This window comes from Neobacillus rhizosphaerae (assembly GCF_937468385.1).
Classification (GTDB): Bacteria; Bacillota; Bacilli; order Bacillales; family Cytobacillaceae; genus Neobacillus; species Neobacillus rhizosphaerae.
The window spans coordinates 159,910-171,322 of record NZ_CALBWS010000002.1 but is presented as its reverse complement, the minus strand read 5'-3'; the positions used below and the strand labels follow the sequence as shown (position 1 = coordinate 171,322).

Genomic DNA, 11,413 nt, shown 5'->3' with positions numbered 1-11,413 from the left:
TTAATGTCACTCCTTTAATGGCTCGGTTTCAAATCCAAGCTTCGCACAAAATTGGATGATCGCCTTTGCAGATGGTCTAATTTTTCCTAAACCATCATCGAAATTTTTTGAGGGCTTGGAATTGACCTCAATTAACCAAAGCCTGCCATCAAGATCGACACCGATGTCGATGCCAAGTTCTCCCGTTATGCCTGCTGAGTGGCTGCTAATAACGGAAGCTGTTTCAAGAGCCAATTCCTTCATTTGTGCAAGTACTTCTAAAGATTTTCTTCGGTCCAAACAAGTTCTCAAGACATTCAACGGTCTTGTAATTGTTCCGCCTTTCGCGATATTAGAAACAAATTCCTGTTCAGCAGCTATCCTTGCCACAATGGATGTAATTTCCCAGTGGTCGGTTTGATTTTTATGACATAAAACCCTAAAATCGATGGCACATGATTGATGTGTTACTAAAGAAAGGCCCTGTTGAATAATATAAATTCGATTATGAAGGATTGGTTTTATCAACGGATAAATTTCGTCTAAGGAATATTTATTCCCTAACTGATCTGACTGATCAGTTAACGACGTTTGAAACGTATAGAGGTATTCCATTTCCTTTATAACTTTAATAATGTTCCTGCCCTGGCTCCCATGAATCGGTTTTAGGAAGACGGTTTCGTATTTTTGGATAAAATCATGCAGGTGTTCCTTTGAGAAAATTTTCGTTTCGGGAATATAGGGGAAAAGATGTCTTTCTTCGCTTAGCTGCTCATACACTTCCCATTTAGAAAGAAAACGATCATTAAATATCGGGATCATTAATTGTTCCAGCCGTTTGCGAAAATGTTTATAGGAATCCTTTTGTTCCAGTCTTCTGGAATGGATACGATTATATATGACATCTGGCAGTGGCGGCTCAAATAGAATCCATTTCCCGTCATCAAGGTAATAGCCTTCGTTTAAAAATTTGTCATAAGAAAAAACGTAGAAAAAACCACCTTGCATCGTTATTCCGTGATGCAGTTCCTCACAAAAGGAATGGATGGTGCGAAAGTGCGGCTCTTCATGCTTATTTGAGGTGAAATTTGTCAGTAATCCGACCATGGGTCCTAGCTTCAGCGTATGACTTTCTGCTAGATACATGGCCTGAAATTTGTAGCTTTGAAGTGGCAGACAAAATTCTGTTATCATCTTTTCCGGTAAAAGTATTTCGTCAGCGGCCATTTCTACAGTTTGAACGGTAGTTGTGATTGTTTTCTTCCCTAATGTGATTTTCAAATCTAGATTCTCTTTTAATTGTAAATGGGTAAACAATTGCTCGGACATTTGTACTTGGCAATCATTTTTCACAGTGAAAATCCAGGGCACAATTTTAACAGGGGTTAATGAAAATGACATAATCACTCCTCATTTACACGTATAGAATCGTTTTTTATGGGCATTCGTTGATATAGTATCGTATGTGAAAATAATTTGGTTGGTGATTTGAACATTCTCGCATTTGAATGAATAGTTTGTTATAGTTGTGGAGAATTGTTTATCTCGCATTAACGGCAGTAAGAGCCCCCACTCCATTCTTAGAGGAGGAAACACCTAAGGTTAAGTGGTATCCACTGCCCGTAAAAGCCCGATTGATTCAACTAACCATCTGTGTAAAACCACCACTGATGGCCGTTTCATCTTATCTGAAAAGGAGTGAACCCGATGGCAGTAAATTTATATGATTCCGCATATGCCTTAGAAACCGCAATTCGTCAAAGTGATGAGTATACACAATTAAAGCAGGCATATAGCGAAGTGAATGCCGATCCGGCGGCAAAACAAATGTTTGATCAATTCCGTCAAATCCAAATGAATCTACAGCAAAAACAAATGATGGGTCAGGATATATCTGAACAAGAAATTCAGCAAGCACAGTCAACAGTAGCACTAGTTCAGCAAAATCAAAAAATTGCCCATCTCATGCAAGCAGAACAGCGAATGAGCATGATTATCGGTGAATTAAATAAAGTAATTATGAAACCATTAGAAGACTTATATGGACAATTGTAAACTTCAAAGCTAAGCCCTCGGAAAAACGGGGGTTTTTTTCTTTTTCGATAGTGAGGCCATCTCATCTGTTCTATTAATGAGTGAAAAGTCATAAAAGTGATATAAGGGTAATTTCACCAAGAACAGGGGGCAACATAATGATTTATCGCTTGCTTGCATTAAATATTGATGGCACGCTTCTTCAAACGAATGGAAAAATCCATAAGTCAACAAAAGAAGCCATTGATTATGTTCAGCAAAAAGGTATTTATCTAACGCTTGTAACATCACGCAGTTTCCCATCAGCAAGAAAGGTGGCAAAGGCGTTAAAAATAAAATCACCACTTATTACACATCAAGGTGCCTATATTGCAAGTCCTGAAGAAAAGCCGATTTATGTAAAAAGGATTAATGAAGACATTACCTATGATACTGTTCGTCTCCTAGAGGCAATCCCCTGCCAAATCCGTCTTGTACATGAACAATTTTCATTAGCGAATAAGTTAAAGCTGAATAATAACTTTTTGGCAAAAACAGTTTTTACATCTGGAGATCCGGTTTTTTATTCCCAGCAATTTGTCTCTTCACTAAGTGAATATTTACATGACCAGCCAGTTACACCACCAAAAATAGAGGTTTATTTTGAAGATAGAGGCGACCTGATCGATGTAAAGAAAATCCTTAGAAAAATGTTTAATGAGATTGACATAATCGAACTTGATTCACTAAGGCTGGATATTGTTCCTGCTGGCGTTTCAAAATTAACAGGATTGACTTACTTAGGAAACCAACTTGGAATCCGTAGAAGTGAAATGGTTTATATTGGTGATGCCCTAGATGATGTTTCTTTAATTGAAGCTGCAGGCCTTGGGGTCGCGATGTGGAATGCCGTCTTTGAAGTAAAAAAGGCTTCTGATTGGGTAACGAGGTCGGAAAATGAGCATGGTGTTGCCTATATGGTAAAGGAGCACTTCCGCAAGCAGCAGCCAATTGAATTTTTAAGAAAGATGAATATCATAAAAAAATGATTGGCAAAGATATCACGGGACCTAACCTGTGGTATCTTTTCTATTTATGGAAAAGGGGCGGAGCGTCGCAAAAACAAATCAGTATATTCAATTTAAGAGGAAAATATACATTGTTTACTTTGAATAGGTGAAGCCAAGCTCTGCTCACACCTCCTTTATTAAGTTAGACTGGGGTTTATAAAGGAGTGTATTACCATAGAAGATGGTGGGTTGAAATACCATTTCCGTTATTGCTGGTTTATGTGAATGATTTCCAACTTATTGACCTTGTTTTCGCGATTTTGTACACTTAAGGAAGTTTACTATTGAAAGGTGATTTAATTGCGAATTTCGATAATAGGATTAGAGGATGAAAGATTTAGTCGGCCACTAAGGCTGATTGCTAATTTATTTTTTGAAGAATCACAGATATTAACAGCAAATGCTGAAGAAGCTGATATACAGATAAAATTTACGTTACAAGTCAATAAGCATGTATCGGTTTTCGCTGAACTAAAGGATAACAATGGAAAAGTATATGTTTCTGAGTATCAAAAAGAGATGGTTTCAAGTGATTCCGAAAAGGAATGGTTTAAACAACTAAAAAATGCAGTGGCCCATGCTTATTTAACTGTTCTCCAGGACTTTTCAGGGATTACACAAAAGTGGGGTATTTTAACTGGGGTGAGACCAACTAAACTGCTCCATCGGAAAATACAGGAAGGTGTCCCTTTAGCGGCTGCCCATCAGCAGCTAAAGGAAGATTACTTAATCACCGATGAAAAGATTAAATTGATGCAGCAAATTGTTGATCGACAGTTATCGGTTGTCCCTGATTTATACTCACTTCAAAAAGAAGTAAGCATTTATATTGGGATTCCTTTTTGTCCAACGAAATGTGCGTATTGCACTTTTCCGGCTTATGCGATCAACGGACGCCAGGGTTCTGTGGATTCCTTTCTCGGTGGACTTCATTATGAAATGAAGAAAATCGGAGCTTGGTTAAAGGAAAAAGGTGTACGTATTACCACGGTATACTATGGGGGAGGTACACCCACTAGTATTACAGCAAACGAGATGGATATGCTTTATGAAGAAATGTATGACTCGTTTCCAGATGTGGAGAATATTCGCGAGATTACCGTTGAAGCGGGACGACCTGATACCATTACACCGGAAAAATTAGAAGTCTTAAAGAAGTGGAATATTGACCGGATTAGCATCAATCCGCAATCGTATACCCAAGAAACGTTAAAAGCGATTGGCCGACATCATACAGTTACCGAGACCGTAGAAAAATACCATTTGGCTCGTTCCATGGGCATGAATAATATCAATATGGACTTAATTATTGGCTTGCCTGGTGAGGGTGTACCTGAATTTACCCACTCTTTAGCGGAAACAGAAAAGCTGATGCCTGAATCTTTAACGGTCCATACCTTGTCATTCAAGCGTGCATCTGAAATGACCAAGAACAAGGAGAAATACAAAGTGGCGGGCCGTGATGAGGCTGAAAAAATGATGGAGCTTGCTGAGGTTTGGACAGAAGGTCATGGCTATGTACCTTATTATCTATACAGGCAAAAGAACATTCTTGGTAATCTTGAGAATGTCGGCTATTCTCTTCCTAATCAAGAGAGTATCTATAACATAATGATTATGGAGGAACAGCAGACGATTATTGGACTAGGCTGCGGGGCAGCAAGCAAATTTATCGATCCGATTACCGGTAAGATTACCCACTTTGCCAATCCGAAGGATCCGAAATCCTATAATGACGGATTTGCAGCCTACACAGAAGAAAAACTAAAAATTTTAGATGAGTTATTCTCGGAAAAAGGTTCTCCTGCCTAAATTTTGGCAGGGGATTTTTGAATTTATTTGTTCTTAATAAAGGATTATCACGGCTGAATATCGAATAATTATATGGATTGTCTAATACACTCTACAGTGTATTAATATGCTTTCATTAATGGAGGGGATATAGCAATGATGCAAACACCTTTAACGATGACGCAAATGATTGAGAGAGCAGAAAAGTATTTTCCAAAAAAACAAGTAGTTTCAAGAACGGCAAGCGGCATTCACCGATTCACCTACAAACAAATTGCCGAAAGAACGAGAAGGCTGGCCGACAGCCTAACAAAATTAGGGGTTACAAAGGGCGAGAGGGTAGGAACCTTAGCATGGAATCATCACCGTCACTTAGAAGCCTATTTTGCCATCCCTTGTATGGGCGCTGTTCTCCATACAGTAAACATTCGCCTAACACCCCAGCATATTTCCTACATTATCAATCATGCCGAAGACAAGGTGCTCCTTGTTGACCCAGACATCCTGCCACTACTCGAAAGATGTGCCCCTGAATTAAAGACTGTAAAGGCCTATATTATTATGACTGATGAAAAAGAACTTCCAGAAACAACCCTCTCTCCAGTCTATCATTATGAAAAACTATTAGCTGAAGCGAATCCAGAATATCGTTATCCTGAAGATATTGACGAAAACGCCCCGGCAGGAATGTGCTACACATCAGCGACCACTGGAAATCCAAAGGGAGTTGTTTATTCCCACCGAGGGATTGTTCTCCACAGTATGGCGCTAGGTCTTGCGGATAGTGCAGCATTAAGCGAAAAAGATATTGCACTTCCAGTTGTGCCAATGTTCCATGCAAATGCTTGGGGGATGCCATTTTCCGCCGTCTGGTTTGGGACATCCTTAGTTCTACCGGGACCTTATTTTACGCCAAAATTGCTTGCAGAGCTCATTGAGCAAGAAAGAGTTACAGTAACGGCAGGGGTTCCAACTATCTGGCTTGGCTTATTAAAGGAACTCGATGAAGGCTCCTATGATATGAGCAGCTTAAGGGGAGTTTTATGTGGAGGGTCCGCAGCACCAAAAGGGATAATTAAAGCATTTGAACAACGGCATAAGATTCCATTTATGCATGCGTATGGTATGACAGAGACCAGTCCTCTGGTGGTCATCTCAACGCTAAAAAGCTACCAGGAAGAACTGGATGCAGAAGAAAGATTAGAATTAAGAGCGAAGCAGGGCGTCCTTGTCCCTGGACTTGAAATAAAAATCGTCGGTAAGGACGGCGAAGTCGCCTGGGATGGAGCGGAAATGGGAGAATTGTGTATTAGAGGTCCTTGGATTGCCTCTGAATATTATAAAGACGAGCGAACAGAAGAGGCCTTCCGTGATGGCTGGCTGCATACTGGGGATGTTGTCACGATTGACGAGGAAGGCTTTGTGAAAATCGTCGATCGTACAAAAGATTTAATTAAGAGCGGCGGTGAATGGATTTCATCGGTTGATCTTGAAAATGCGTTAATGGCACATGAGGCAGTTTTTGAAGCGGCGGTTGTGGCTGTTCCTCATGAACAATGGCAGGAGCGACCTGTGGCCTGCGTCGTATTAAAAGAAGCCAATAAGGGAAAAACAACGAAGGAAGAACTATTTGATTTCTTAAAACCGCAGTTTGCCAAATGGTGGATCCCAGATGATATCCTGTTCATTGAGGAAATTCCAAAAACCTCAGTTGGTAAATTTCTAAAAATGGCCCTTCGTGATCAGGTCCAACAAGAAGTTCTCCGAAAAGGATAAGTGAAGAGGGCAAGGAAGATTCCTTGTCCTTTTCACTTGAAATAAAACTAAAACGATAGGAAGAAAATTCAATATATTGGGAAAGTTTGTTTTTATTCTATCCATTACCATATATAATGGAAGTGAATAAAAAGTATGGGGGGGCGTTTCAAATGTCGATAAATTTTGTAACGGATAAGGTGAATTTGAAGGTGGACGGCCGTGTTGCAACGGTTGAAATGAATCGGCCGGAGGCATTAAATGCCATGGATACAGACGTGATTAGGGGTCTTGCTTGTAAACTAAAAGAGATAAGCGAATCGGATGATGTTGATATTGTCGTGTTAACGGGGAAAGGAAGAGCATTTTCAGCAGGTGGAGACATCAAAACAATGCTTTCAAACATGAATGAGAGCGATTTCCTTCCGGTTATGGACTGTATCAGCGAATTAATTATTACGCTTTACAGCATCCCAAAACTAACAATCAGCGCCATCTCAGGTGCAGCTGCAGGCTTAGGATTTAGCTTAGCGCTAGCAACGGACTATATTATTGCAGACAAAGCAAGCAAGCTAGCGATGAATTTTATCGGCATCGGATTAATCCCTGATGGTGGTGCCCATTTCTTTTTAGAAAAAAGATTAGGAGAGACAAGGGCAAAACAGGTCATCTGGGATGGGAAAATGATGGGCTCCGAAGAAGCATTAAAGTTGGGGCTTATTCAGGAGATAGCAAGTGATGGGCTCCAAGAGACGTTAGATGCTAGATTATCAGACTGGTTAAGTCGGCCTGTTCAAGCGATGATTAAAACGAAAAAGATTTTAGCAGAAAAGAACCGCCCGCAACTACTAAAGATTTTAGAATTAGAAAAGTACGGCCAACAAAAAATGCGAGAAACAATGGACCATCAAGAGGGAATTCAGGCGTTTATGGAAAAAAGGAAGCCAAATTTTATCGGAAAATAAAAACAAAGAAGCTCAGCTTCTTTGTTTTTATGCTTTTTTACGAATGAAAAAGCAGCAACTTTCCGTTTGGCGAGGTACAGCGATGTGTTTTTTCTAATAAATTTTTCTCTGATAGTAATTTTTCACCCTGCAGCTTTGCTGCGTCATCATTGTCTGCTTGGAAGGATTCATCTAAAATCTTTTCTCCATTTGCTTCAAAGGCAGTTAATGAATAAGTTTTCATCTCGAAATCCCCTTTTTTTAAAGATTGCTACCATTATTTTCACATAATTCTCTAAATTGTGCAAAAAGAAAATGAAACCATTTTATGTTATATTCGTATCAAAGTAGGAAAGGAGTGAGTGAAATGGTTCTAAAGCTTGAACATGTATCGAAACGATTCGGACAATTTACCGCGGTTGACGATTTATCGTTAACGATTCCCGAAAAGGAGATGTTTGGTTTTCTGGGAGCCAATGGTGCCGGGAAAACAACAACATTTCGAATGATATTAGGTCTGCTGGACTCAAGCGGCGGGAAAATTACCTGGGATGGGCAACCAATTGATTATTCTACCAGCCACTTGGTCGGCTATCTTCCTGAGGAAAGAGGCTTATACCCTAAGTTAAAGGTCCGCGACCAAATTGTCTATTTAGCCAGATTAAGAGGTATGCCCAAAAATAAAGCACTAACAGAATTAATATACTGGCTTGATCGCTTTAAAATACCAGAGTATGAGAATAAGAAAGTAGAAGAGCTTTCAAAAGGGAATCAACAAAAAATCCAATTTATTGCGGCTGTAGTACATAAACCCAAATTATTAATTCTTGATGAGCCATTTAGCGGTCTTGATCCGATAAATGTGGAAATGCTTAAGGAAGCTGTCTTAACCCTTAAACAAAATGGGGCGACCATTGTATTCTCTAGCCACCAAATGCATCATGTGGAGGAGATGTGCGAGCATCTCTGTATTATGCATAAAGGAAAACCTGTCGTTCATGGTTCCTTAAAGGAGATTAAGCGTGAGTTTGGCAAAAAGAATCTTATCATCCATGCTGAATTTCCTCTAGATTCATTGAAAAAATATCCTGGTGTTGTAAAGGCAACTCCGACGATGGAAGGAATTCTTTTGCAGATTGAAGGAGAAAAGGTTGCGGAAAGTATACTTAAAGAGATAGTAAACAATGGATTCATTCGGAAATTTGCCCTTGAAGAGCCTTCTTTAAATGATATTTTTATCGAGAAAGTAGGTAATTCCTATGAATAGTTTTTGGATTATCTTGTTTCATACTTATTTAAACAAATTGAAAAGCAAATCGTTTATTATCACGACGGTCATCACCGTTTTGATTGTATTAGCTCTAACAAATATTAATAATATCATAGGTTTATTTGATAAAAACGGTGGGAAAGAAAATGTTGCAGTACTGGATGAAACTGGGGAACTTTACGAACCTTTTAAACAGCAACTAAAAACCATTAACAAAGATATTAAACTAACTCTTTACAAAGGCAGTGAAAAAGAGGCGGAAAAAGCAGTTGAAAAAGGCGATTTCAAAGGGGTAATTCAGCTACAATTTAATGCAGAAAAATTACCTGAAGCCACCTTTAAAGCAATGAGCATCGCAGATTCCTCACTATTTACTGATCTTCAAACTAGCTTGCAGCAAGTAAAAACGATGCTAACGGCATCAAAGATTAATTTGGCCCCAGCTCAGTTGCAAAAGCTTTATGAACCGGTTTCCTTTGAGAAATTTGCGCTTGAGAAAAATGCCAAAACAGAAGAGGAACTTAATCAAGCCCGAGGTCTCGTATATGTGCTGCTGTTTATTATTTATTTCGCTGTTATTATGTACGCCAACATGATTGCAATGGAAGTAGCGACTGAAAAATCATCAAGAGTGATGGAAATATTAATTTCAAGTGTCTCCCCGATTAAGCAGATGTTTGCAAAAATATTGGGAATTGGCCTATTAAGTCTGACACAATTAGCTGCATTTCTGATAGTTGGGTATTATTCGCTTACAAAAAATATGGAAACATTAAAAGATGGTTTTTTTGGTGTATATGGATTTAAGGACATCCCATTAGAGACCATCGTGTATGCCGTTATTTTCTTTATTCTTGGCTATTTTCTCTATGCCACACTCGCGGCCTTTTTGGGCTCACTTGTCAGTCGGATTGAAGATGTACAGCAAATGATTACGCCGATGACGTTAATGGTTGTGGCTGGATTTATGATTGCTATGTTTGGTCTTGGTAAACCAGACGCTCCATTTATTACCGCTACGTCCTATATTCCTTTCTTCACACCGATGATTATGTTTTTGCGTGTTGGAATGCTGACAATCCCAGCATGGGAGGCATTCTTAGGAATTGCTATTCTTATTGCAACGATCATTGTGTTAGCGATTTTTGGTGCCCGTGTATATCGAGGCGGAGTTCTAATGTATGGCAAGTCTAATTCCTTTAAAGATATTAAAAAGGCTTTACAATTAACAAAAAACGAATAATGATATAAGGGCTTTACCATATTTGGTAAAGCTCTTTATTTTTAAATAAGAACGTGCATTCGTGTTTTTCGGATGGTACAATAAAGAAAAGAACGCTGAAAGGAAAATTCTATGGGAAAAATATCGTTTATTCACGCGGCTGATCTCCATTTGGACAGCCCAATGGTCGGATTAAAGCATATGCCAGGAAACATCTTTACAAGAGTAAAAGAGAGTACCTTTACAGCCTTAAAAAAGCTATCTGCTGCGGCTATTGACCGGCAAGTTGATTTTGTCATCTTAGCGGGTGATTTATTTGATGGAGAGGATCGCAGCCTTCGGGCACAATCGCGCTTTCGGAAGGAAATGCTTAAGCTGGCAGAAAAAGAAATTCCCGTTTATATTGTTCATGGAAACCACGACCATTTAAACGGTTCATGGGTGCACCTTAACATGCCTGACAATGTTCATATGTTTCATAGCGAGGTTGAAACAAAGGTGCTACGAACAAAGAGTGGTGAAATCGTTCATCTTTACGGCTTTAGCTATGCAACTAGGCATGTGTTTGAACGAAAAATAGACGATTATAAGAAGATAGAAGGGGCAGATTATCATATTGGCATTCTTCATGCTAATGAAAGTGCGGGAACTGATCATGATAACTATGCTCCATTTTCAGTCAAGGATCTACTGCAAAAAGCATTTGATTATTGGGCGTTGGGACATATCCATAAACGCGCAATATTGTCGGAAAACCCGCCAATTATTTATCCAGGTAACATCCAAGGGAGAAATAAGAAAGAGTCTGGAAGTAAAGGGTTTTATCATGTCACTTTGACAGATAATAATGCAAAAATGGATTATATCGAAGCATCCGATATTATCTGGGAGGAAGCTGTGATTGATGCAACCTCCGCGAGCAGCTTTCATGATATCCTCCATTTATGCCAAACTGCCATCAACAGTGTACGAAAAGATCAAGCGGGAACACTATTAACACTTTTTTTGAAAAATATTCAATTAGATGATTATCGTGAAAAAAGAAGCTTGGATGGTGAACTTCTTGATCTCCTTTTAGAAGACGAAAAGGATGAGGATTCCTTTGTTTGGGTAGTAGACTTTAACATTTCGGAAAGTGTGCCCATTGACAAAGAACAATTAAAAACTGATGCCAATTTTTATGGGGAGCTCTTTGAAACCATAAAACATTATGACGATGCCGATGAAGCCTTAGCCCCTTTGTATGAGCACCATTTAGGGAGAAAGTATTTATCACATTTACCTAAGATCGAGCAAGAAAAACTAATCGAAAAAGCGGAGCAATTGCTAATTGAATTACTATATCAATCCTAATAGAAAGGAGGAGATG

At 39.1% G+C, this 11,413-nt stretch carries 10 protein-coding genes; 8 read left to right on the top strand and 2 right to left on the bottom strand.

The features are described from left to right. Positions 1 to 6 precede the first annotated feature (6 nt). A complete protein-coding gene (locus M5A78_RS03575) occupies positions 7 to 1,380 on the bottom strand; it encodes a YheC/YheD family endospore coat-associated protein (protein ID WP_248733914.1) in 1,374 nt (457 codons plus the stop codon). Between the two features lie 306 nt (positions 1,381 to 1,686). Between M5A78_RS03575 and M5A78_RS03570 the strand changes: the two genes are divergently transcribed. The 5 genes from M5A78_RS03570 (at position 1,687) to M5A78_RS03550 (ending at position 7,573) form a co-directional block, all read left to right on the top strand. After that, positions 1,687 to 2,034 carry a YlbF family regulator gene (locus M5A78_RS03570; protein WP_248733913.1) on the top strand — a complete coding sequence of 116 codons (348 nt, stop codon included), beginning with the start codon at positions 1,687 to 1,689 and terminating at the stop codon, positions 2,032 to 2,034. A gap of 137 nt (positions 2,035 to 2,171) precedes the next feature. Further along, positions 2,172 to 3,041 (top strand): Cof-type HAD-IIB family hydrolase, encoded by an 870-nt coding sequence (locus M5A78_RS03565; protein ID WP_248733912.1) that lies wholly within the window; start codon positions 2,172 to 2,174, stop codon positions 3,039 to 3,041. A gap of 321 nt (positions 3,042 to 3,362) precedes the next feature. Further along, positions 3,363 to 4,874 carry a coproporphyrinogen III oxidase gene (locus M5A78_RS03560; protein ID WP_248733911.1) on the top strand — a complete coding sequence of 504 codons (1,512 nt, stop codon included), beginning with the start codon at positions 3,363 to 3,365 and terminating at the stop codon, positions 4,872 to 4,874. Positions 4,875 to 5,009: 135 nt separating this feature from the next. Continuing rightward, positions 5,010 to 6,629 (top strand): long-chain fatty acid--CoA ligase, encoded by a 1,620-nt coding sequence (locus M5A78_RS03555; RefSeq protein WP_248733910.1) that lies wholly within the window; start codon positions 5,010 to 5,012, stop codon positions 6,627 to 6,629. Positions 6,630 to 6,781: 152 nt separating this feature from the next. Further along, positions 6,782 to 7,573 (top strand): enoyl-CoA hydratase, encoded by a 792-nt coding sequence (locus M5A78_RS03550; protein WP_248733909.1) that lies wholly within the window; start codon positions 6,782 to 6,784, stop codon positions 7,571 to 7,573. Between the two features lie 37 nt (positions 7,574 to 7,610). Here M5A78_RS03550 and M5A78_RS03545 read toward each other — a convergent pair whose 3' ends face one another. Further along, positions 7,611 to 7,796 (bottom strand): YhzD family protein, encoded by a 186-nt coding sequence (locus M5A78_RS03545; protein WP_248733908.1) that lies wholly within the window; start codon positions 7,794 to 7,796, stop codon positions 7,611 to 7,613. Between the two features lie 123 nt (positions 7,797 to 7,919). On the opposite strand from M5A78_RS03545, the gene M5A78_RS03540 reads away from it, so the two are divergent. The 3 genes from M5A78_RS03540 (at position 7,920) to M5A78_RS03530 (ending at position 11,397) form a co-directional block, all read left to right on the top strand. Further along, a complete protein-coding gene (locus M5A78_RS03540) occupies positions 7,920 to 8,819 on the top strand; it encodes an ABC transporter ATP-binding protein (protein WP_248733907.1) in 900 nt (299 codons plus the stop codon). After that, positions 8,812 to 10,065: an ABC transporter permease gene (locus tag M5A78_RS03535; protein WP_248733906.1), complete on the top strand. Its 1,254-nt coding sequence runs from the start codon at positions 8,812 to 8,814 to the stop codon at positions 10,063 to 10,065. The genes M5A78_RS03540 and M5A78_RS03535 overlap by 8 nt, the downstream gene beginning before the upstream one ends. Before the next feature lie 111 nt (positions 10,066 to 10,176). Then, positions 10,177 to 11,397 (top strand): metallophosphoesterase family protein, encoded by a 1,221-nt coding sequence (locus tag M5A78_RS03530; RefSeq protein ID WP_248733905.1) that lies wholly within the window; start codon positions 10,177 to 10,179, stop codon positions 11,395 to 11,397. Positions 11,398 to 11,413 lie beyond the last annotated feature (16 nt).

Excerpts from the sequence above, each read along its gene's own strand:
- M5A78_RS03540 (WP_248733907.1), top strand. The coding sequence starts at position 7,920 with ATGGTTCTAAAGCTTGAACATGTATCGAAACGATTCGGACAATTTACC.
- M5A78_RS03550 (WP_248733909.1), top strand. The coding sequence starts at position 6,782 with ATGTCGATAAATTTTGTAACGGATAAGGTGAATTTGAAGGTGGACGGC.
- M5A78_RS03575 (WP_248733914.1), bottom strand. The coding sequence starts at position 1,380 with ATGTCATTTTCATTAACCCCTGTTAAAATTGTGCCCTGGATTTTCACT.
- M5A78_RS03555 (WP_248733910.1), top strand. The coding sequence starts at position 5,010 with ATGATGCAAACACCTTTAACGATGACGCAAATGATTGAGAGAGCAGAA.
- M5A78_RS03570 (WP_248733913.1), top strand. The coding sequence starts at position 1,687 with ATGGCAGTAAATTTATATGATTCCGCATATGCCTTAGAAACCGCAATT.
- M5A78_RS03545 (WP_248733908.1), bottom strand. The coding sequence starts at position 7,796 with ATGAAAACTTATTCATTAACTGCCTTTGAAGCAAATGGAGAAAAGATT.
- M5A78_RS03535 (WP_248733906.1), top strand. The coding sequence starts at position 8,812 with ATGAATAGTTTTTGGATTATCTTGTTTCATACTTATTTAAACAAATTG.
- M5A78_RS03565 (WP_248733912.1), top strand. The coding sequence starts at position 2,172 with ATGATTTATCGCTTGCTTGCATTAAATATTGATGGCACGCTTCTTCAA.
- M5A78_RS03530 (WP_248733905.1), top strand. The coding sequence starts at position 10,177 with ATGGGAAAAATATCGTTTATTCACGCGGCTGATCTCCATTTGGACAGC.